At 70.1% G+C, this 20,211-nt stretch carries 17 protein-coding genes and 2 pseudogenes; 5 read left to right on the top strand and 14 right to left on the bottom strand.

From position 1 onward, the window contains the following. Positions 1-856: tyrosine recombinase XerC (locus ACIDOCELLA78_RS000000106095; RefSeq protein ID WP_201728833.1), on the top strand; the 856-nt coding region annotated here is incomplete at its 5' end. Here the strand turns inward: ACIDOCELLA78_RS000000106095 and ACIDOCELLA78_RS000000106100 are convergent. The 4 genes and pseudogenes from ACIDOCELLA78_RS000000106100 to ACIDOCELLA78_RS000000106115 all read right to left on the bottom strand — a co-directional run bounded on the left by ACIDOCELLA78_RS000000106100 (position 849) and on the right by ACIDOCELLA78_RS000000106115 (position 4,924). After that, positions 849-1,382 (bottom strand): GNAT family N-acetyltransferase, encoded by a 534-nt coding sequence (locus tag ACIDOCELLA78_RS000000106100; protein WP_201728896.1) that lies wholly within the window; start codon positions 1,380-1,382, stop codon positions 849-851. The genes ACIDOCELLA78_RS000000106095 and ACIDOCELLA78_RS000000106100 overlap by 8 nt on opposite strands. A gap of 24 nt (positions 1,383-1,406) precedes the next feature. Further along, positions 1,407-2,660 (bottom strand): annotated as a pseudogene (locus ACIDOCELLA78_RS000000106105) (RsmB/NOP family class I SAM-dependent RNA methyltransferase); the annotation flags it as partial. 3 nt (positions 2,661-2,663) lie between these two features. After that, positions 2,664-4,163 (bottom strand): IMP dehydrogenase, encoded by a 1,500-nt coding sequence (guaB, locus tag ACIDOCELLA78_RS000000106110; protein ID WP_201728834.1) that lies wholly within the window; start codon positions 4,161-4,163, stop codon positions 2,664-2,666. Positions 4,164-4,273: 110 nt separating this feature from the next. Continuing rightward, positions 4,274-4,924 carry a hypothetical protein gene (locus ACIDOCELLA78_RS000000106115; protein WP_201728835.1) on the bottom strand — a complete coding sequence of 217 codons (651 nt, stop codon included), beginning with the start codon at positions 4,922-4,924 and terminating at the stop codon, positions 4,274-4,276. 204 nt (positions 4,925-5,128) lie between these two features. Between ACIDOCELLA78_RS000000106115 and ACIDOCELLA78_RS000000106120 the strand changes: the two genes are divergently transcribed. Beyond that, on the top strand, positions 5,129-6,754 hold the full coding sequence (locus ACIDOCELLA78_RS000000106120) for an acyl-CoA synthetase (RefSeq protein WP_201728836.1): 1,626 nt from the start codon (positions 5,129-5,131) through the stop codon (positions 6,752-6,754). A gap of 13 nt (positions 6,755-6,767) precedes the next feature. Here ACIDOCELLA78_RS000000106120 and ACIDOCELLA78_RS000000106125 read toward each other — a convergent pair whose 3' ends face one another. Genes ACIDOCELLA78_RS000000106125 through ACIDOCELLA78_RS000000106145 form a run of 5 tightly spaced genes read right to left on the bottom strand, consistent with a single transcriptional unit; the run spans position 6,768 to position 10,183 of the window. Then, on the bottom strand, positions 6,768-7,730 hold the full coding sequence (locus ACIDOCELLA78_RS000000106125; protein ID WP_201728837.1) for a glycosyltransferase family 2 protein: 963 nt from the start codon (positions 7,728-7,730) through the stop codon (positions 6,768-6,770). 10 nt (positions 7,731-7,740) lie between these two features. After that, on the bottom strand, positions 7,741-8,646 hold the full coding sequence (locus ACIDOCELLA78_RS000000106130) for a polyprenyl synthetase family protein (protein ID WP_201728838.1): 906 nt from the start codon (positions 8,644-8,646) through the stop codon (positions 7,741-7,743). Further along, entirely contained in the window at positions 8,643-8,909 is a 267-nt protein-coding gene (locus ACIDOCELLA78_RS000000106135) for an exodeoxyribonuclease VII small subunit (RefSeq protein ID WP_201728839.1), read from the bottom strand. Before ACIDOCELLA78_RS000000106135 ends, ACIDOCELLA78_RS000000106130 begins: the two co-directional genes overlap by 4 nt. A gap of 38 nt (positions 8,910-8,947) precedes the next feature. Beyond that, on the bottom strand, positions 8,948-9,877 hold the full coding sequence (locus ACIDOCELLA78_RS000000106140; RefSeq protein WP_201728840.1) for a histone deacetylase family protein: 930 nt from the start codon (positions 9,875-9,877) through the stop codon (positions 8,948-8,950). A gap of 27 nt (positions 9,878-9,904) precedes the next feature. After that, positions 9,905-10,183, bottom strand: coding sequence for a sulfurtransferase TusA family protein (locus ACIDOCELLA78_RS000000106145; protein ID WP_201728841.1), 279 nt, complete (start codon positions 10,181-10,183; stop codon positions 9,905-9,907). Positions 10,184-10,268: 85 nt separating this feature from the next. Here ACIDOCELLA78_RS000000106145 and ACIDOCELLA78_RS000000106150 point away from each other — a divergent pair. Continuing rightward, positions 10,269-11,164, top strand: a pseudogene (locus ACIDOCELLA78_RS000000106150) (ROK family protein). A gap of 9 nt (positions 11,165-11,173) precedes the next feature. Here ACIDOCELLA78_RS000000106150 and cysQ read toward each other — a convergent pair. Further along, entirely contained in the window at positions 11,174-11,944 is a 771-nt protein-coding gene (gene cysQ, locus ACIDOCELLA78_RS000000106155; protein WP_201728842.1) for a 3'(2'),5'-bisphosphate nucleotidase CysQ, read from the bottom strand. A 92-nt stretch (positions 11,945-12,036) separates the two neighbouring features. Between cysQ and ACIDOCELLA78_RS000000106160 the strand changes: the two genes are divergently transcribed. Together ACIDOCELLA78_RS000000106160 and ACIDOCELLA78_RS000000106165 are read left to right on the top strand one after the other, a co-directional pair. Beyond that, the gene (locus ACIDOCELLA78_RS000000106160; RefSeq protein ID WP_201728843.1) at positions 12,037-13,581 is read left to right on the top strand and encodes a leucyl aminopeptidase; all 1,545 of its coding nucleotides are present in this window, start codon (positions 12,037-12,039) and stop codon (positions 13,579-13,581) included. Further along, a complete protein-coding gene (locus tag ACIDOCELLA78_RS000000106165) occupies positions 13,520-14,662 on the top strand; it encodes a DUF563 domain-containing protein (RefSeq protein WP_249675903.1) in 1,143 nt (380 codons plus the stop codon). Before ACIDOCELLA78_RS000000106160 ends, ACIDOCELLA78_RS000000106165 begins: the two co-directional genes overlap by 62 nt. On the opposite strand, the gene ACIDOCELLA78_RS000000106170 is transcribed toward ACIDOCELLA78_RS000000106165, so the two are convergent. Genes ACIDOCELLA78_RS000000106170 through recO form a run of 4 tightly spaced genes read right to left on the bottom strand, consistent with a single transcriptional unit; the run spans position 14,653 to position 20,209 of the window. Beyond that, positions 14,653-15,180 (bottom strand): YqhA family protein, encoded by a 528-nt coding sequence (locus ACIDOCELLA78_RS000000106170; RefSeq protein WP_201728844.1) that lies wholly within the window; start codon positions 15,178-15,180, stop codon positions 14,653-14,655. The genes ACIDOCELLA78_RS000000106165 and ACIDOCELLA78_RS000000106170 overlap by 10 nt on opposite strands. Next, positions 15,177-17,243, bottom strand: coding sequence for an FUSC family protein (locus tag ACIDOCELLA78_RS000000106175; RefSeq protein ID WP_201728845.1), 2,067 nt, complete (start codon positions 17,241-17,243; stop codon positions 15,177-15,179). Before ACIDOCELLA78_RS000000106175 ends, ACIDOCELLA78_RS000000106170 begins: the two co-directional genes overlap by 4 nt. After that, positions 17,230-19,464 (bottom strand): DNA topoisomerase IV subunit A, encoded by a 2,235-nt coding sequence (parC, locus tag ACIDOCELLA78_RS000000106180; RefSeq protein WP_201728846.1) that lies wholly within the window; start codon positions 19,462-19,464, stop codon positions 17,230-17,232. Before parC ends, ACIDOCELLA78_RS000000106175 begins: the two co-directional genes overlap by 14 nt. Further along, on the bottom strand, positions 19,454-20,209 hold the full coding sequence (gene recO / locus ACIDOCELLA78_RS000000106185) for a DNA repair protein RecO (protein ID WP_201728847.1): 756 nt from the start codon (positions 20,207-20,209) through the stop codon (positions 19,454-19,456). The genes parC and recO overlap by 11 nt, the downstream gene beginning before the upstream one ends. Between the last annotated feature and the right edge of the window lie 2 nt (positions 20,210-20,211).

A 20,211-nucleotide genomic window follows, 5' to 3' on the forward strand; every position in this document is an offset into this window, starting at 1 on the left:
CGCCCTCACGGTGTCGACCTATGGCGCGGACCTCGCCGAATTTCTCGGCTTCGTCAGCCAACATATCGGCGCCGAGCCGGCCGGCGCCGATCTCGCCGCGCTGAGCCTTGCGGATTTCCGGTCCTGGCTGGCCAGGGCCGCCACCGATGGCATCGGCAATGCGACACGTGCGAAGAAACTCTCCGCGGTGCGCAGCTTCTTCCATTGGCTCCGCCGGCGCCATGGCATCGTCAACGAGGCGCCCGGCCTCCTGCGCACACCCAGATCCCGCCGCCCCCTGCCGCGTGCGCTGAGCGCGCCGGATGCCGCCGCCGTGGTCGAAAGCCTCGGCGACGATGCGTCAAGCCCCGCGCTCGCGGCGCGCGACACGGCGCTGATGGCGCTGCTCTACGGCGCCGGGCTGCGAATTCACGAGGCGCTCGGGCTCGATATCGGCGATCTCCCGCCGGACGGCGCGCCGCTGGCGGTCCATGGCAAGGGCGGGCGACAACGGATCGTGCCGCTGCTGCCGGTGGTTCGGCGGGAAATCATCGCCTGGCTGCGGCATCATCCCTCCTCCGCGCCCGATGCGCCGCTGTTTCTCGGCGCGCGCGGTGGGCGGCTCAATCCCGGCGTGGTGCAGCGCCGGCTGCGCGAGTTCCGCCGGCTCAACGGTCTTCCCGAACACGCAACACCGCACGCGCTGCGGCATTCCTTTGCGACCCATCTGCTGGCCAACGGCGCCGATCTCAGAGCGATCCAGGAGTTGCTCGGCCATGCCAGCCTATCCACCACCCAGCGCTACACCGCGGTGGATACCGAGCGGCTGATGGATGTCTGGCAGGCGGCGCATCCGCGCGCGAGGGGGATCAGATGAAGCGCTCGATCCCGTCCCAGCGATAGGCGATCTGCGGCACGTCGACCCCGCCGACCTCGACGCTGCCATCCGCCACCCGCCGCCCGCCCATGCGCTCATAGAACCAGCGGGCGGGGTTGTCGGCCAGAACCCACAGCATCGCCGAGGCGCAGCCCCGTCCGGCAAGATGCGCCAGCGCCGCCGTGAGCAGCTGCCGCCCGAGCCCGCGCTCGCGGAAATCGTCGAGCACGTAGAGCGTCTCGATTTCGGCATCGGCCACGCCGTCGCCGCGGCGCCGCCCGGTCACAAAGGCGACGACATCGCCGCGGCGGCCGGCTTCCGGCAGTTCGGGACCGGAGGCGACGGCCACATGCACGACGGCGCCGCTGCGGATCACCCGGTTGTAATATCCTGCCTGGTCCGGCGCCGAGAGGCCGGTGAGCACCGGTTCAGGCAGCACGCCGGCATAGGCGCTCCGCCAGCTCTCCACATGCACGGCGCCGATGCCGCGCGCATCCGCGGTCCGGGCGCGGCGGACGGTGATCATCCGCGCCGCTCCATCCGGCAGGCGAAAAAACCCGTCAGTGCCGTCCCGCGCGGGGGACAGGCGCAGCATGTCGCCATGCAGGTAAGGCGGCAATCCGTCGGTGACCGGCAGGATGGCGAAATCGGTGTGCCGGGCCAGAAACGCTTCGATCTGCGCCTCGTTCTCCGGGCGCAGCACCGAGCAGGTCGCATAGACCAGCCAGCCGCCGGGCTTGACCAGTCGCTGCGCCGCATCGAGGATCACCGCCTGCTTGGCCGTGAGTTCGGCGAGATCGGTCTCGGTCAGCTTCAGCCTTGCATCCGGATTGCGCCGCCAGGTGCCGGCACCGGTGCAGGGCGCATCGACCAGCACGCGGTCGAATTTCTTTTCCTGCCGCTTCACCCATTTGTCGCCCGCTTCGAGCAGATGGCGCTCGGCATTGTGCACCCCGGCGCGGCGCAGCCGGCGGATCGCGCCGTCGAGCCGCGGCGCGGAGACATCGCAGGCAATGATGTGTCCCTTGTTGGCCATCGTCATCGCCATCGCCAGCGTCTTGCCGCCGGCGCCGGCACAGTAATCGGCGACGCGCATGCCCGGTTGCGCCCCGGCGAGCAGGGCGACGAGCTGGCTGCCCTCGTCCTGGATTTCCACCAGCCCGTCGCGGAACGGCGCGGCGGCCGTCACGTTCTGCCGGCCGGCAAGGCGCAGGCCCCACGGGCTGAGCCGTGTCGGCTCCGCCTTCAGCCCGGTGCGCGCCAAAGCATCCAGCGCCGCCTCGCGCGTGGCCTTGAGCAGGTTGACCCGCAGATCGAGCGGCGCTGGCTGCATCATCGCCGCGCATTCCGCCTCGAGCCTGTCGCCGAAGCGCTCGCGCAGCAACGGCAACGCGAACCCGGGCATTTCCAGCCGCACTGCCTCGGGCATCGACGGATGGTCGAGCGTATGAGTGTCGAGCCGGTCGAGCGCGCGCCGCTCGGCGGCGTCGAGCGGCGGCGGGGCGAACCGCATCACGCCGAACAGCCCGGCGACGCGCGGCGCCGGCATGCCGGTGAGCACGCGCAGGGCGGCGATGAGCAGGCGCGGCGTCGCCTCGGCGCCGACCCGTTCCAGCCACCAGCCGAGCCGGCGGCGGGCGCGCAGCACCGACCAAACGATCTCGCCGATCTCGCGCCGGTCGCCACCGCCGATGAAGCGGCGGGTGCGCAGGAAGTCGTTGGCAATGGCGTCGGCCGGCCGGCGATCTGCCTCGATCGCGTCCAGCAGCTCGATCGCCGCCTGCAGCCGGCCCGCGGGGGTCAAGGCTCAGTCCTGCCGGTAATTCGGGGCCTCGCGGGTGATCGCCACGTCATGAACGTGGCTCTCGCGCAGGCCGGCGCCGGTGATGCGGCGGAACCGCGCCTTGGTCTGCAACTCCGCGATCGTCGCACAGCCGGTATAGCCCATGCCGGCGCGCAGGCCGCCGACGAGCTGATGCACCACCCCGGCCATCGGCCCCTTGTAGCCGACCCGGCCTTCGATCCCTTCGGGCACGAGCTTCAGCGAGTCCTTGATGTCCTGCTGGAAATAGCGGTCGGCCGAGCCGCGGGCCATCGCGCCCAGGCTGCCCATGCCGCGATAGGATTTGTATGACCGGCCCTGGTAGAGAAACACCTCGCCGGGCGCCTCGTCGGTGCCGGCGAGGAGCGAGCCGATCATCACGCAGTCGGCCCCGGCCGCGAGCGCCTTGACCACGTCGCCAGAGGTGCGGATGCCGCCATCGGCGATCGCCGGCACATCGGCCGCGTGGCAGGCGGCGGCGGTTTCCATCACGGCGGAGAATTGCGGCACGCCGACGCCCGCAACCACGCGGGTGGTGCAGATGCTGCCCGGCCCGATGCCGATCTTGACCGCATCCGCCCCCGCCGCGATCAGCGCCGCGGCGGCTTCGGGGGTGGCGACGTTGCCGGCGACGATCTGAACCGCGTTCGAGCGTTCCTTGATCCGGGCAACCGCGCGCAGCACGCCCTCGGAATGGCCATGCGCGGTATCCACCACCACGACATCCACACCCGCCGCGATCAACGCCTCGGCGCGGCGCGCTCCATCCTCGCCAACGCCGGTCGCCGCGGCAACGCGCAGGCGCCCCAGCTCGTCCTTGTTGGCCAGCGGATGTGCCTCGGCCTTGTCCATGTCCTTCACGGTGATCAGGCCGACGCAGCGATACGCCTCGTCCACCACCAGCAGCTTCTCGATCCGGTGCTTGTGCAGCAGCGACCGCGCAACCTCGGGCGCGACATTCGCCGGCGCGGTGACGAGATTGTCCCGCGTCATCAGCTCATGGACCCGCGCGGCCGGGTCGGTCGCGAAGCGGACGTCGCGATGGGTGAGAATGCCGACAAGGCGATTGGTGCCGCGCTCGACCACGGGAACGCCGGAAATCCGGTGCTGCGCCATCAGCGCCTGCGCCTCGGCCAAAGTCTGCTCGGGATGGATGGTCAGCGGGTTGACCACCATGCCGCTCTCGAATTTCTTGACCTGGCGCACATGGTCGGCCTGGTCCTCGATCGAGAGGTTCTTGTGCACCACGCCGATGCCGCCCTGCTGCGCCATGGCGATCGCCATCTGCGCCTCGGTGACAGTATCCATCGCGGCGGAAATGACCGGGATGTTGAGCGAGATGGTGCGCGTCAGCCGCGAACGGGTGTCCGCCGCCGCCGGCAGCACCGTCGAAAAGCCGGGCACGAGCAGAACATCGTCGAAGGCATAGGCCTCGGTGATGCGGTCTGCGCCGCGCGGGAGAGAGAGTTCGTTGCTGGGAGCCATGGTGCGTCCTTGCCGGTTTGCGGACCTTGGCGATCCCTACTATCTGGCTCCCACCGATCCGGCAAGGCCGGCGGCGCAGGGCAGACCGCGCGCCACCGGAGCTTGCGGCCTCAACCGACCGCGTGCGCCCGGCCGGGAACCAGATCCTCCGCCTCGATCGTCTTCGAGGGCGGCGGCAGCGCGTCCGCCGGCAGGCGCGGATGGGCCTGCGGGTGAAGCGCCCGCGGCGGATAGCCGCTAAGTGCCCGCGGCGGATAGCCGCTAAGTGCCCGCGGCGGATAGCCGCTAAGTGCCCGCGGCGGGTAGCCGCGAAGCGCCTGCGGCGGGTGGCCCGGCATGGCGGCGGCCTGCGGCGGGCAGCCGGCGCTGCGGCGAACGAACACATGCATCCGGCCATCGCGCCCCGGCACGATCGCCATCTGCTCGCTGCACACACCCTCGCCGTCCCCCGCGCGGGCCATCGTGATCCGGGTGACGCCGCCGGGCACCGCGCCGGGACCCGCCATCGCCGAAACCAGCGCCAGCGGGCTGGCGGCGAGCTGCCCCAGCGCTTGCATCCGAACCTGCATCGCGCGCTGCATCTCGTCGATCTGGCGGATCAGCGCGGCCGGGGCGGCCGGAATCGCCATCACCGGCACAGGCGCCACCGCGACGGGCACGACAACAATTTCCGCGGGCACATTCCCGGCGGGCGGCGCGGCAAGGGCGGCGGCCGGCATCGCCAGAATAGCCACGGCAAGGGGCAGGAACGAACGAATCATCGGCGTGACTCCTCCAGTGCGGGATCAGCGGTTCGGCTCCGGCGGGCTTGGCGCCGCACGTCCGCGATCTTGGCGCCCCACCCCCGCATGTCCAGCATCATCCGCGCCCCGCCCGTTCACATCGTCGCGCGCGGGCGGGATGGCGGCTCCGGAGGGCGGCTGATATCCTCAAGGCAACCAAACCGCCAAGCCGAGGAAACCACCATGACCGATTTCACCACCGGCCTCGAAAAGACCGAAGCGAACTATCAGGCGCTGTCGCCGCTGTCCTTCCTTGCGCGGACAGCGAAAATCTGGCCGGAGCGGACGGCGGTCGTTCACGGCTCGATCCGGCGCACATGGTCGGAAACCTTCGCCCGTTGCCAGCGGCTCGGCGCGGCGCTCGCCGCGCGGGGAATCGGTCCGGGCGACGTCGTCGCGGTGATGGCGCCGAACATCCCGGCCATGGTCGAAGCGCATTTCGGCATCGCGATGGCGGGTGCGGTGCTGAACACGCTCAACACAAGGCTGGATGCCCCGACCATCGCCTATATCCTGCGCCACGGCGAGGCGAAGCTGCTGCTGACCGACACCGAATTCGCTCCCGTGATCGGCGCGGCGCTGGCGGAACTCGGCGATGCCGCGCCGCCGGTGATCGACATCGACGATCCCGAGGGGCCGGGCGGCACGCGGCTTGGCATCATGGAATATGAGGCGTTGCTCGCCACCGGCACGGCGGCGTTCGACTGGCGGTTCCCCGATGACGAATGGTCGGCGATCGCGCTGAACTACACCTCGGGCACCACCGGCAAGCCCAAGGGCGTCGTCTATCACCATCGCGGCGCCTATCTGAACGGGCTCGGCAACGCCATCACCTGGAACATGCGCCAGCACCCGGTCTATCTCTGGACATTGCCGATGTTCCACTGCAACGGCTGGTGCTTCCCCTGGACCATCACCGCGCTGGCGGGAACGCATGTCTGCCTGCGGCGGATCGACGCGCCGAATATCGCCGCCGCCGTCGAGCGCCACGGGGTGACGCATCTCTGCGGCGCGCCGGTGATCATGAACATGATGATCAACGCGCCGGAGCCGCAGCGCGCGGTCTATGCCGGGCGCGGCGTCGCGATGATGACCGCCGGCGCGCCGCCGCCGGCCGCCGTGATCGAGGCGATGGAAGGGCTCGGCGTCGATCTCACCCATGTCTACGGGCTGACCGAAACCTACGGCCCGGTCACCTACTGCGCCTGGCAGGAGGACTGGAACGGCAGCCCGGCGGCGGAACGCGCAGCACTGCGGGCGCGGCAGGGCGTGACCTACGCGGTCGAGGAAGGGGCGATGGTCGCCGATCCGGCCACCCGCGCGCCGGTTCCGGCCGACGGGATGACGATGGGCGAGGTGTTCCTGCGCGGCAACATCGTCATGATGGGCTATCTGAAAGATCCGGCTGCAACGGAAAAATCCTTCGCCGGCGGCTGGTTCGCGACCGGCGATCTCGGCGTCATGCACCCCGACGGCTATATCGAGCTGAAGGACCGCTCGAAGGACATCATCATCTCCGGCGGAGAAAACATCTCGACCATCGAGATCGAGACCGTGCTCTATCGCCATCCGGCGGTTCTGGAAGCCGCTGTCGTGGCCGCGCCGGACGACAAATGGGGCGAGGTACCCTGCGCCTTCGTCGTGCTGCGGCCGGAGATGACCGCCACGGCGGAGGACATCATCGCCTTCTGCCGGCAGAACATGGCGCATTTCAAGGCGCCGAAGCGAATCGTGTTCAGCGACTTGCCGAAAACCTCGACCGGCAAGATCCAGAAATACGTGCTGCGCGAGCGCGCGCGGGCGGGCTGAGCCACGGCCGCGGTCAGAACAGGAAACCGCGCTCGCCGTTCCATCGCGCGACCAGGCCGCGCGCCTCGGCCGATTCGTCGAGCAGCCGGCCGTGGGCGCGAGCCAGCGCCTCGGCATGGTGCAGCGCCGCGGCAAGCGCGCGCATCGCCGGATCGGACGGCGCCGTGTGGCGCAGTTCGCCGCCGCGATAATCGATCGGGTCGCATACCATCCGCACCGGATCGACCGGCTGGGCCAGATAAGCCGGCTCGCGCAGCAAGCTCGCCGGCGCATCGCGCAGCCGCTCGAAGGGCACCCGGTAATGCGCCGAATATCCCGCCTGCTCCGCCAGCCCGCCGGCGGCCAGCACCTTGAGCCAGCCGATCCCGCTCTTCTGCAGGTCGTGCCAGCCGGAGCGGCGGGGAAAATGCGCGAGCGCGGCACCGGCAAGACTGAACTGCGGCAGCGCAACGCCGTCGACCGACGCACCATGATTGCCTGGCGCGACCGCGCAGCGCGCACCGAATCCGCCGCGCACGAAGACCTTCGGCACCAGCGGTATCTCCCGCGCGCGCCAGCGCATCCGCCGCGGAATCACCAGCTCGGCGGGATCGTCATCCATCGTGTCGAAATAATGCACGAGCGGCAGCATCACCGCCGGTGCCCGGGCCCCCGCAAGCGAGGCCGCCAGCCCGTCCCCACCCGCGACGATGAACTCGTCAACGTCGAGAAACGCCACCCAGTCCGGCCGATGCAGCCCGTCGGCGGTCTCGTAGAGCCACGAATTCACCCGCGCTTCATCAAAGCCCACGGCGCGCGCCTGGAACACCGAGAGCGGCAGCCCCTCGTCGCGCAGCGCCCGCAGGATCGCGAGCGTGCGGTCGGTGCTGCCATTGTCGAGGAAGAGCAGATGCGCCGCGAAGGCGGCGTTGTGGCGCACGAACGCCTCGACAATGTCCTCCTCGTTCAGGATCCGGCTGGCGATGACGATCCGCATCGCCCGCCGGTCAGCTCCGGCGGCTGACGGTAAAGGCGGCGAGCGCGCGCAGCAGGTCGGCCTTTGCGCCGAAACTGTCGAGATAGGCGGCGGCCTGGCTTGCGAGATGCGCCGCATGGGTGCGCGCGCGCTCGATCCCCATCACCGCGACCATGGTCGCCTTGCCCTGGGCCGCATCCTTGCCGGCGGTCTTGCCGAGGCTTGCATCAGAGCCCTCCTCGTCCAGAATGTCATCGGCAATCTGGAACGCAGCACCGAGATCCCGCCCGTACCCCGCGATATGATGCCGCTGCGGCCCCTGCGCGCGGCCGAGAATGGCACCGGCCTCGGCGCTGAACTGGATCAGCCGCCCGGTCTTGAGCGCTTGCAAGCGGGTGATCACCGGCGGTTCGAGCTGCTTTCCTTCCGAGACGATGTCGATCATCTGGCCGCCGACCATGCCGCGCGCGCCGGAGGCCGCCGCAAGGGCGAGCACCAGCTCGCAGCGCACCTCGGGGTCGGAATGGGTGTCCGGCTCGGCCAGCACCTCGAAGGCCCGGGTTTGCAACGCATCGCCGGCGAGGATCGCGGTCGCCTCGTCGAACGCCTTGTGGCAGGATGGCTTTCCACGGCGCAGGTCGTCATCGTCCATCGCCGGCAGGTCGTCATGCACCAGCGAATAGGCGTGCAGCATCTCGACCGCGGCGGCCACCCGCACCGCGCAGGTGAGGTTGACCGAAAACAGCCGCGCTGTCTCGATCACGAGAAACCCGCGCATCCGCTTGCCGCCGCCGAGCACCGCATAGCGCATCGCCTCGACCAGCGGCCGCTCCTCGCCGTCCGGCAAGGGCAGCAGCACGTCCAGCTCGGTCTCGATCAGCGCGGCGGCATCCCGCAGCGCCGCGGCGAGCGCGGCTTCCGGCCCGGCGGCGCTCATTGGTCGTCCTTCAGCGCGAGCGCGCCATCGGCCCGCGCGACGATCGACTGCACACGGCTCTCCGCTTCGGCCAGCCGAGCCTCGCATTGCTGCTTCAGGCGGCTGCCCCGCTCATAGGCGGCAATCGCGTCCTCCAGCTTCTGCTGCCCGGTTTCAAGCCCGCGCACGATGCGCTCGAGCTCGGCCAGGGCATCCTCGAACGACATCTTGTCGATGTCCGGGCCCGAATCGGGGACGCCGGCATCCGGCTTGGCTGCGGCCATGATCGAAACTCCCAAGTTTTCCCCGCGATAGCGCCGGATCAGTGCCGCATCAAGGCGCGGACATGGGCGGCGGTGCCGGCGGCGAGCGCATCGAGGTCGTAGCCGCCCTCGAGCAGCGAGACCACCCTGCCGCCGCAATGCCGGTCGGCGACGCCCACCAGCGACTCGGTCAGCCAGGCGAAATCGGCGGTTTCGACATTGAGTTCGGCGAGCGGATCGAATTTGTGCGCATCGAACCCGGCCGAGATGATCAGCAGTTCCGGCGCGAACCGCTCCAATGCCGGTATCAGCGTCTCCTGCCAGGCGGCGCGGAAGGCGTCAGACCCGGAGCCGGGCGGCAGCACCGCGTTGACGATGTTGCCGGCAACGCCGCGCTCGGAAGGCCGGCCAGTGCCGGGATAACATGGAAACTGGTGCGACGAGGCGTAGAACAGATCGGCGTCGGTCTCGAACATCGCCTGGGTGCCGTTGCCGTGATGCACGTCGAAATCGACCACGGCGATGCGCCGAAGGCCGTGCGCGCGGGCATGATGCGCGGCGATCGCGGCATTGGCGAACAGGCAGAACCCCATCGCCCGGTCGGGTTCGGCGTGATGGCCGGGCGGGCGCGTGGCGACGAAGGCGGCCCGCGCCCAGCCCTCCATCACCGCGTCAACCCCGCGCATCGCGCCGCCGGCCGAGCGCAGCGCCGCGGCAAGACTGCCGCTGCTCATCAGCGTGTCGGCATCGAGATGCACCGTCTCGCCCTCAGCCGGCAATTTCGCGAGAATCGAATCGACATAGGCATCGTGATGCACGGCCCGCAACGCCGACTCCGGCGCTTCCGGCGCCACCTCGCGCAGCAGATGCTGGAATTCGGGGGTCTCCAGCGCGCCGAGCACGGCGCGCAACCTTGCCGGACGCTCAGGATGGTGCGGGCCGGTATCGTGCTCGAAGCAGGCCGGGTGGGTGATCAGCGCAACGGACATTTTTCTTGTTTCTCCCCAGGCGTTTCCTCATTTTGCCGGACCGCGCGGCGCCGTTTCATGGGGCGCGGCCTCGCGCGCGGCGCCCGCCGCTCGAATGGTGAAGCTGAACAAGCCCTTCACCTCGCTCCACGAGACCAGGGCATGCCCTGCATCGCGGCAGAAATCGCGAAAATCGACGACGGTGCCGGGATCAGTCGCCAGCACGCGCAGCCGGGTTCCGGGGGCGAGGCTGCGCAGCTCCCGGGCCGCCCTCAGCACGGGCATCGGCCCTTTCAGATAGCGCGCGTCGAGCTGTCTGTCCGCCATGGCAACATGGTGACGCCTCGCCGCCTCTTGAGCAATAGGCCCAATGGCGTGATAGAGGCGCGGAACGCAACGGACGGGACAGATCATGACCTATCGCATCGGCATCGACCTGGGCGGGACCAAAATCGAGATCGCGGCGCTGATGCCGGACGGGTCTCTCGCGCATCGCATGCGCGTCCCGACCCCCAGGATTACGGCCGCACGATCGAGACCATTGCCGATCTCGTGCGGGAGGCCGAGGCGAAGCTCGGCACCGCGCACGGTATCGGCATCGGCATTCCCGGAACGATCAGCCCGGCCACCGGCCTCGTCAAGAACGCCAATTCCGAGCGGCTGAACGGCAACCCGTTCGACAAGGACCTCGAAGCGAAGCTCGGCCGGCCCGTCCGCGTCTCGAACGACGCCAACTGTTTCGCGATGAGCGAGGCGGCGGACGGCGCCGGTGCCGGCGCGCATTGCGTCTTCGGCGTGATCATCGGCACCGGCTGCGGCGGCGGCATCGTCGTCGATGGCAAGGTGCTCGAAGGGCGGCACCACATCGCCGGCGAATGGGGACATACCCCGCTGCCCTGGCCTCGAATGGAGGAAATGCCGCTGCGCCGGTGCTGGTGCGGCAAATCCGGGTGTCTCGAAACCTACATCGCCGGCCCCGCCCTTGCCGCCGAGGCGGACGGGCCGGGCGCGCGCGACGCCGGCCGGCTGCCGGCGCGCGCCGCCGCCGGCGAGGAGCGCGCCGTTCGCGCCCTCGCGACACATGCCGAGCGGCTGGCCCGGGGCCTGGCGATGATCGTCAATATCCTCGACCCTGACGTGATCGTGCTGGGCGGCGGGCTGTCCAATCTCGATCACCTCTACACCGACCTGCCGGAACTGATGAAACCCTACATCATCAGCGACACGTTCGACACGCCGGTAGTCCGCAACAAGCACGGCGATTCCTCGGGCGTGCGGGGCGCGGCCTGGCTCTGGCCAGCGCCCTGAGCCGGGTCTTCAGCCGTCGGCGCGGCCGAAGCAGAGGAAGTGGGGGTTCTCGAACCCCGCCTTGCCGTAGCGCAGCGGGGTTTCATCCGCCATGGTGACGACCCGGCCGCCCGCCGCTTCCAGCACCGCCTGCGGCGCCGCGGTGTCCCATTCCATGGTCCGGCCGAGGCGGGGATAGAAATCCGCCACCCCCTCGGCAAGGCGGCAGAATTTCAGCGCCGAGCCGATATTGGTCAGCCGCGCCACCTTGTAGCGGGCAAGATAGGCGGCGAGTTGCGGATCGTCGGCATAATGGCGCGAGGCATAGACGGTAATCCCCTCGTCCGGCGGCGTACGCGCCGCGATCGGATGCCGCCCGGCACCGTTCTGCCGCCAGGCCCCCTGCCCGACGATCCCGCCATACACCGCCCCCTCCGCCGGCGCGCCAACCGCGCCGAGACGAACCCGCCCATCGACCACGAGCCCGATGCAGACGGCGAACTCGTCGCGCCCCGCGGCGAATTCCCGCGTGCCGTCGAGCGGATCGACCAGCCAGAAGCGCCGGCCCGGATCGGTCTGCCGCCCGGCCGCGACCTCTTCCTCGGCGATCACCGGAATTTCGGGCGCGGCGCGGCGCAGACCATCGACGATCAGCCGTTCGGCCCGCATGTCGGCGAGCGTGACCGGGGTTTCGTCGGCCTTGCGATCGACCGAGAAGCCTCCGGCGCGGACGGCGAGGATTTCACGCCCCGCGTCCTCGGCCAGCGAGGCGGCGAGTTCGAGCAATTCACTGTCATTCATGGACGCCTGATATCGCGGGGCTTGGAAAACGCCAAATTGGCGGGCATGCTGGATCGCGACGCGAAACAAAACGGAAAACGGGACAAGACGGCATGATCGACATCGGCTTCGCCAAGACCGCACTGCCCGAAAGCGGCGCCCTCGCTTTGCTGCTGGCCGAGGGGGCGGCGCCGGAGGGTGTGGCGGCCGCGCTTGATGCGGCGCTCGAAGGCGGGCTTGCCCGCGCGATGGCGGCGGCGCGCTTCACCGGCAAGCGCGGGCAGACCGCGACGCTGATCGCACCCGGCGCCGGTCTCGACCGGGTCGCGCTGGTCGGCCTCGGCGCCGCCGACGACATCACGCCGCATCGCGCCGAGCGCGCCGGCGCTTCAGCCGCAGCGCTGCTGCTGAAGGAACCGCTTGCCGCGCTGGCCGCCGATGCGCTCGATCCCGCCCTGCTCGCCCATGCTGCCCTCGGCGCGCGGCTGCGCAGCTACCGGTTCGACCGCTACCGCACCCGCCAGAAGGAAGAGCAGAAGCCGAGGCTCGCCCGCCTCACCGTGCTGGCGCAGGATGCCGCCGCGACGCGCACCGCCTTCGCCCCGCTCGCCGCTCTCGCCGCCGGGGTGGAGCTGACGCGCGATCTCGTCTCCGAACCCGCCAACATCCTCACCCCGGCCGAGATGGCCGACCGCGCGAAGGCGCTGAAGTCGCTCGGCGTGAAGGTCGAGGTGATGGACCAGCGCGATCTCGAGAAGCGCGGCTTCGGCGCGCTGCTCGGCGTTGCCCGCGGCAGCGTCAACGAGCCGCGCGTGGTGGTGATGCAATGGCTCGGCGCCTCCGAGCCCGAAGCCCCGGCCCGCGGCCGCAAGGCGCAGGCGAAACAGGCGGCGAAGCCCGCGCGCAAGGAGCGCGCCGCCCCGCGCGATCCGCTGGTCTTCATCGGCAAGGGCGTCACCTTCGACACCGGCGGCATCTCGCTCAAACCCGCCGCCGGGATGGAGGACATGAAATGGGACATGGCCGGCGCCGGCACGGTGATCGGCCTGATGGCCGCCCTGGCCGGGCGCAAGGCGCGGGTCGATGCGGTCGGGCTGGTCGGCCTGGTCGAGAACATGCCCTCCGGCAGCGCGCAGCGGCCGGGCGATGTCGTGACCTCCCTGTCCGGCCAGACGATCGAGGTGCTCAACACCGACGCCGAAGGGCGCCTGGTGCTCGCCGACGTGCTGACCTACGCGCAGGAGCGGTTCAAGCCGCGCTTCATGATCGACCTCGCGACGCTGACCGGCGCGATCATCGTGGCGCTCGGCCACGAGAATGCCGGCCTGTTCTCAAACGACGACACGCTGGCCGGGCAACTCGCCGAGGCGGCGAGGATCACCGGCGAGGGCGTATGGCGCATGCCGATGGGCGAGGCCTATGACAAGCTGATCGACTGCGACATCGCCGACATGAAGAATATCGGCGGCGGCCGGGCCGGCGGCTCGATCACCGCGGCGCAGTTCCTCCAGCGCTTCGTCGACAAGGTGCCCTGGGCGCATCTCGACATCGCCGGCATGGCCTGGGCAGGCAAGGACGGCGCCGTGGGCCCAAAAGGTGCGACCGGCTTCGGCGTGCGCCTACTCGACCGGCTGGTGGCCGACCATTACGAGCGCTGAAGCCTCCGGCCTGCTGCGCGCGGCGGGCGGCGCGATCCCGCGGGTCCGCCTCGTCGGCGCGGCGAAGCCGGCGCCCTTGCCCATACCGCAGCCGGCGGACCCCGAATTCATCGCGCCGGAATGGATAGCGCTTCACGCCGAGGCGCCGCGCGCGCCCTTCGATCTTGCCCTGCTCGGGCCGATGCGGGCGCGCCTCGCCGGGCCTGGGCTGGTCTGGCATGGCGGCGCGCTGCTCGACGACGAGAGCGTCATGCCCGTCTATGTCCGCCGGATCGTGCAGCAGGAGGACGGGGCGATGCCGGCGCATCTCGCCGCCCTGCCGGTGCGGCGCGAGACCCGGCCGGGCTTCGTCTTTCACGGCTGGGGCGTGCGGGTCTATGGCCACCTGCTGATCGAGATGCTGCCGAAGCTGCTGCTGGCCATCCGGTTCCTGTCGCTGCTCGACGGGGTGCGCCCGGTGCTCGACCGCGAGATGCCGGACTGGTTCATCGCGATCATGCGCGATCATTTCGGTATCGATACATACGAGGCGATCTGGTACGATTCCGCACGGGAACAGCTCGATCTCGACCACGCCATCGTCCTGCCGCTGCTCGGCCGGACAGGCGGGTATCATCCGCTCACGGGCGGGCTGATCGACCATATGCTCTCCCGCATCGCCCGCCCGCCGGCGACGCCGATGACGCGGATCTTCGTTGCCCGCGGCGATTTTGCCAACCCGCATGCGCCGCTGCGCCGCTACGCCAACGAGGAGGAGATCGCCGCCATCGCCCGCGACGAATTCGGCTTCGCCGTGCTGCGGCCGGAAACCCTGCCCTTCGCCGAACAGATGGGGCTGTTCGCCGGCGCGCGGGCGATCGTGGGGCCGATGGGCTCGGGGCTGCACAACGCGATCTTCGCCGGGCCGGACTGCGTGACCGGCGTGATCCGCTGCCACGCGCTCGACCAGTCGGCGATCGCGGCACTGCGCGGCCAGCGGATCGGCCTGCTTAGCGAGGGCATCCACGAGACCGCGCCGCAGGCCTATACCGTGGAGCCCCGCCGGTTCCGCCGGTTCCTCGCGGCGCTGCTTCAGTCGTGACCCGCGATGCGGTCGGTCAGCGCCAGCAGCAGGCCGGTAAGCACGAGGGCGAGCATCAGGCCTGACTGATACAGCACGACCCGATCGGGCTCTGCGCGGACTTCGAGAAACACCCGCAGGACATGCACCGCCGCGATCACGGTGATCGAGCCCAGCATTTTCAGCTTGAGCCCGCCGAAATCGATGCTGCCCATCCATTCCGGCCTGCGGTCGCCTTCCGCCAGGGTGATGCGCGCGACGAAATTCTCGTAGCCCGAGAGAATGACGAGCACGATCAGGTTGGCGGTGAGCGAGAGGTCGATCAGCGACAACGTCGCCATGATCACCTGCGTCTCGCTCATCGCGATCAGGCCGGGCGCGGCATGGATAAGCTCGACGATGAACCGCGCGACGATCAGCGCCAGCAGCACCAGCATCGCGAGATAGAGCGGCGCGAGCAGCCAGCGGCCGCCGAACAGCAGCGCCTCGATGATGCGCACCACGCCGCCATTGCGGCGGGCCGGGCCTTGATCGCTCATGCGATGGTCTCCGAAGTGACGGGTTGGCGGACAAGTTCCGCCTGCCGGGCCAGCCGCGCAAGCCCGTCATCGATCGCGGGCAGGCCTACCGGCAGGGGCAAGGGCGGCGGATCTGGCAAAGCAGGGTCGAACCAGGCGGCGAGCACCTCGCCCCAGGCCCGGCACCCGGCCCTCGCCGCCACCTCCAGGCGGGGTTCGAGGGCCAGCGCCGCCAGCCGGCCGGCCGTGCGGCGCAATGCGGCATCGGTGACGATCGCGGCGCGCAGCAGCTTGTCGTCGTCGCGATGCGGCTCCATCATCACCCGCGCGATCGACGCTTCGAGATTGTTGCTCGCCAGACCCGCCTGCCGCCGCGCGGCCTCCGGCGGCGGCGCATCGCCGGCCAGATGGGCGAAAGTCGCGACGAGATAGGCCCGGTGCGCGGCGACGGCCTCGCGCCGCGCTGCGCCAAGCCGGTTGCCCTCGAAACTCGGCCAGAGGGCGAGATTGGCGGCAACCGCGAGGATGCCACCGGCCAGCGTGAAGCCGACGCGCGAGGCGGCGACAACCCACTGGTTCGCCCCCGGATCGATCTGCTCGATCAGCAGCACGATCATCGGTGTGAGCAAAACGACCCAGGCGCTGTAGTTCACCCCGCGCACCGCGAAGGCGAACAGGGTAAGCGGCACCATCGCCATCGCGAGTTCCTGCCTGGTGTGAACCAGCAGGCCGATGCCGGCGGCGAGCAGCCCACCCGCCACGGTGCCGCCGACGCGCTCGACCGCGCGGACCCAGGTGGCCGAGAAATGCGGCTGCAACACAAGAATCACGGTGATGGCGAGCCAGTGGCCGAACGGATTGCCAAGCCAGGCAACGAAAGCGAGAACCAGCGTCGCGACCAGCGCGGTGCGCAGCGCATGGCGCAGCGGCACCGACGCCAAGGTGAGATTGGAGCGCAGCGGCGCGAGGATCGCTTCCTTCAGCCCCGGCTGCGCGCTCTCGGCCGCAACCGGCGCGCCGGGCGCGTTCGAGACCGTGATAAGCACCGAAAGCCGGTCGAGAGATGCGGCCAGCGGCCGGCGTAGTGCCGGATCGCCCCCGTCAATGGCGACTCCATCGCGCAGCGCCGCAAGAGCGGCGCGGAACGAGGCGGTATCGAGCGACTGGCCCGCCTCCAGCGCCGGCGCCATCGCCGCCAGCACGTCGCCGATCCCGGCCACCGCCCGTCGGGCCGCCGGATCATCGGTGCCACGGGCCGCCATGTCCTCGCCCAGTGCGATCAGCGCGCCGAACAGCTGATCGAAGGTGGCGATGCGCAGAACGAGCGCGTTCGCCCGCTGGCTGGCCGCGCCGCGCCGGCGGAGCGTTGCCTGGGTCACGGCGCGGGCACGCTCGATCGCCTCGCGCACCGCCCGACGATGGCCGCGGGCATGCAGGTCGAACCCGGTCTCGCCCTCGGCATCGGCCTTGCGCGCAGCAAGGTCGCGGGCAAGCTCGGCGAGCGCCAGCGCCGCATCGGCCAGCGCGGCGCGCGCCGGGCCGAACGGGCGGATGCGCCAGAGGGCAAGGGTCAGGATCGCGGCTTCCGCGGCCCCCGCCCAGAAGCCGAACGCCGCATGCAGTGCCGCGACCGGGGAGCCGGTCGGCATGTCGAGCGCCAGCACGATGGTGACGCCGAGCAGATTGCCCGCGAGCAGCCCGCCCTGCCCATAGATCCGCGCGAGGCTGCAACAGAAAATGCCAAACCCCGCAACCGGAATGGCCAGCAGCGGGCTCACCCCGTCCAGCAGCCGGAACAAACCAAGGCAGATCGCCCCGCCGACGCCGAACACCAGCATGGGCGGCAGGCGGGCGCGCAGCGCGCCGCCGGGATCGGTAAAACAGGCCAGCAGCGCGCCGAGCGCGGCAAGGCCGAGCTGCGGCAGGCCGAGCACGGCGCCGGCGCCCAGCGTGCCCGCGACGGCAATCGCGGCGCGTACCCCCTCAAGCAGCGAGACGGCACGGAAATTCAGGGCGAGGCTGCCACCCGCCAGCGGCAACCCGGCGCGATCGGTCAGGCGCGGCCGGGCATCAGCCCGCGTCATCATCCGGCGGGCCGAACGTGCCCGAGCGCGGGAAGCCGGTCGGCGGCAGCCGTCCGGCCTGCCCGCGCGCGCCCAGCCATTCGGCAAGCCGCGTCTCGGTGCGCAGCTTGTCACCGAGGCGCCAGCTCAACCCGGCGGCAAGGGTGAAGCCCTTGGCATCGGCCAGCCCGCCATCCTTGTATTTCTGCAGCATCACACCGGCGCCGCGCGCCATTTCCGGCACCTGATCGAGCGGAAAGACCAGCAGCTTGCGGTTCTGCCCGATCACCGCGAGATGATCGCCCGCAACCTTGCGGCACAGCAGGGCCTCCTGCCCCGGGCGGACGGCGAGGATCTGCTTGCCGGTGCGTTTCTCCGCGCCGAGTTCCGCGCCAGCCACGATGAACCCCCGCCCGTCGGTGCCGGCGACGAGGTAACGCGCCTCGGGTTCGGCGACGAAGAGCGCCGTCACCTCGTCCTCGTTGCCGAGATCGACCATCAGCCGGATCGCCTGGCCATCGCCGCGGCCGCGCGGCAGCTCGGCGGCGCGCAGGCTGTAGACGCGCCCATTGGTCGCGAACACCGTTACCCGATCAAGGCTGGAGCAGCGCAACAGCGCCTTCAGCCGGTCGCCCTCCTTGAATTTCAGCTCGGACTCGGCCACGGCATGACCCTTGAGCGCGCGGATCCAGCCTTTTTCCGATAGGATCACGGTGAGCGGCTCGCGCTCCACCAGCGCCTCGACCGCCACCTCGGTGACCGGCGCCGCACCGCTGATCGTGGTGCGCCGCGCCCCCGGACCGCCGCCGAATGTCTTCGCCGTCGCCTCGATTTCAGCCTCGATCCGCGCCCAGCGCTTCGCCGGGTCGGCGAGCATCGCATCCAGCGCCTTGCGCTCGGCGGTCAGCGCCTTGTGTTCCTTGCGGATTTCCATCTCCTCAAGCTTGCGCAGGCTGCGCAGACGCATGTTGAGGATCGCCTCGGCCTGGGTATCGGTCAGGGTAAAGGCGGCGATGAGGGCGGGTTTCGGCTCGTCCTCGGTGCGGATGATGCGGATCACCTCGTCGAGATTAAGAAAGACCGCGAGATAGCCTTCGAGGATTTCCAGCCGGCGGGCGATCGCGGCGAGCCGGTGGCGGGAGCGCCGCTCCAGCACCACGTGCCGGTGATCGAGCCATGCCAGCAGCATCTCGCGCAGCCCCATCACGCGCGGCGTGCGGTCGGCGTCGAGCACGTTCATGTTCATGCTGAACCGCTGCTCGAAAGCGGTGGCGCGGAACAGGCTCGCCATCAGCATGTCGGGATCGACGGTGCGCGATTTCGGCTCCAGCACGATTCGCACACGCTCGGTGCTCTCGTCGCGGATATCGCCCAGCAAAGGCAGCTTGCGCTCGGCCATCAGCTGCGCGACCTGCTCGATGAGCCGGGATTTCTGCACCTGATACGGAATTTCGGTGACCACGATCTGCCACGTCCCGCCCTTGAGATCGCTGCGGCTCCAGCGCGCCCGCACCCGCAGCGAGCCGCGGCCGGTCTCATACGCCGAGAGCAGGGTCGCACGGTCCTCGACCAGTTCGCCGCCGGTCGGGAAATCCGGCCCCTGCACGACATCGAGCAACGACGCGGTGTCGGCGTCCGGATGACGGATCAGATGGATCGCGGCGGCGCACAGCTCGGCCGCGTTGTGCGGCGGGATCGACGTCGCCATGCCGACGGCGATGCCGGCCGCGCCATTGGCCAGCAGGTTGGGAAACGCGCCGGGCAGGACGACGGGCTCGGAATCCTCGTTGTCATAGGTCGGGCGGAAATCGACGGCGTCCTCGTCGATCCCTTCCAGCAGCGCGGCGGCGACCTCGGTCAGCCGGCTTTCGGTGTAGCGCATCGCCGCGGCGTTATCGCCGTCGATATTGCCGAAATTGCCCTGCCCCTCGATCAGCGGATAGCGCGAGGCGAAATCCTGCGCGAGGCGGACCAGCGCCTCGTAGATCGACATGTCGCCATGCGGATGGAACTTGCCCATCACGTCGCCCACCACGCGGGCGCATTTCTTGAAGCCCGAGCCCGGATCGAGCCGGAGCTGCCGCATCGCGAAGATCAACCGGCGATGCACCGGCTTCAGCCCGTCGCGGACATCCGGCAGCGATCGCGCCATGATGGTCGAGAGCGCATAGGCAAGATACCGCTCGGAAAGGGCGGTGGCGAGTTTCGTGTCCTGAACATTGCCCAGGAGATCATCGGGCATCGTCGTCTCCGTTCAGTCTGCGGTTCAGCCGGTCATAGAGGTCGAGCCGGGCCGTGGGAAGCGGGGCATGGCGCGCGCCGAACGCATCGCGGGTGAGGAAATGGCCGGTAAGCGCCAGCCCGTCGCGGCAGGCGGCAAGGTCGGCCTCGTCGTCGGCGCCGTCCTCATCGAGCAGGAAGCCCGGCAGCCTCAGCAGCCGCGGCGCCCAGTCCCCGGCGGCTTCACGCGCCACGGCGCGGCCGGTGCGCGGCGAGACGAAGGCGAGATCCTCGGCCACACCGGACAGCGCGCAGCACGACAGGTCAAGCCCGTAGCCGAGTTCGCGCAGCAATTCGAGTTCGAAGCGCACCAGCGCTGGCAGCGCCGCGCCGGCGACGCCGATGCCCCCCAGCAGCCGTGCGAGCCGGATGAAGACGCCGCGATGCGCCTCGCGCTCCGGCAGCGCGCCGGCCGCAACCGAACAGGCCGCGCGCAGCACAGCCAGCGCCAGCTTGTCCGCCATCGCGATCGCGGCGGCGGGGTGCACCAGCTCGCCGCTGAGACTGCCAAGCTGTTCCGGCAGGCGCGCGACCCAGCGGGCGTTGATCAGATTGCCTTCCTGCCAGGTCGCCGCGCCGCGCCGTCCGGCCCCGCCGCGCGCGAGGCCATGCCAGGCGCCATGCGTCTCGGCAAGGACAACGGCGCGCAGGTCGCTCTCGCCGAACGCGGCGACGCTGAGGACGATCGCCGGCTCGCTCCACTCCACCC

This window comes from Acidocella sp. C78, assembly GCF_907164655.1.

Excerpts from the sequence above, each read along its gene's own strand:
- ACIDOCELLA78_RS000000106100 (WP_201728896.1), bottom strand. The coding sequence starts at position 1,382 with ATGATCACCGTCCGCCGCGCCCGGACCGCGGATGCGCGCGGCATCGGC.
- guaB (WP_201728834.1), bottom strand. The coding sequence starts at position 4,163 with ATGGCTCCCAGCAACGAACTCTCTCTCCCGCGCGGCGCAGACCGCATC.
- ACIDOCELLA78_RS000000106115 (WP_201728835.1), bottom strand. The coding sequence starts at position 4,924 with ATGATTCGTTCGTTCCTGCCCCTTGCCGTGGCTATTCTGGCGATGCCG.
- ACIDOCELLA78_RS000000106120 (WP_201728836.1), top strand. The coding sequence starts at position 5,129 with ATGACCGATTTCACCACCGGCCTCGAAAAGACCGAAGCGAACTATCAG.
- ACIDOCELLA78_RS000000106125 (WP_201728837.1), bottom strand. The coding sequence starts at position 7,730 with ATGCGGATCGTCATCGCCAGCCGGATCCTGAACGAGGAGGACATTGTC.
- ACIDOCELLA78_RS000000106130 (WP_201728838.1), bottom strand. The coding sequence starts at position 8,646 with ATGAGCGCCGCCGGGCCGGAAGCCGCGCTCGCCGCGGCGCTGCGGGAT.
- ACIDOCELLA78_RS000000106135 (WP_201728839.1), bottom strand. The coding sequence starts at position 8,909 with ATGGCCGCAGCCAAGCCGGATGCCGGCGTCCCCGATTCGGGCCCGGAC.
- ACIDOCELLA78_RS000000106140 (WP_201728840.1), bottom strand. The coding sequence starts at position 9,877 with ATGTCCGTTGCGCTGATCACCCACCCGGCCTGCTTCGAGCACGATACC.
- ACIDOCELLA78_RS000000106145 (WP_201728841.1), bottom strand. The coding sequence starts at position 10,183 with ATGGCGGACAGACAGCTCGACGCGCGCTATCTGAAAGGGCCGATGCCC.
- cysQ (WP_201728842.1), bottom strand. The coding sequence starts at position 11,944 with ATGAATGACAGTGAATTGCTCGAACTCGCCGCCTCGCTGGCCGAGGAC.
- ACIDOCELLA78_RS000000106160 (WP_201728843.1), top strand. The coding sequence starts at position 12,037 with ATGATCGACATCGGCTTCGCCAAGACCGCACTGCCCGAAAGCGGCGCC.
- ACIDOCELLA78_RS000000106170 (WP_201728844.1), bottom strand. The coding sequence starts at position 15,180 with ATGAGCGATCAAGGCCCGGCCCGCCGCAATGGCGGCGTGGTGCGCATC.
- ACIDOCELLA78_RS000000106175 (WP_201728845.1), bottom strand. The coding sequence starts at position 17,243 with ATGACGCGGGCTGATGCCCGGCCGCGCCTGACCGATCGCGCCGGGTTG.
- parC (WP_201728846.1), bottom strand. The coding sequence starts at position 19,464 with ATGCCCGATGATCTCCTGGGCAATGTTCAGGACACGAAACTCGCCACC.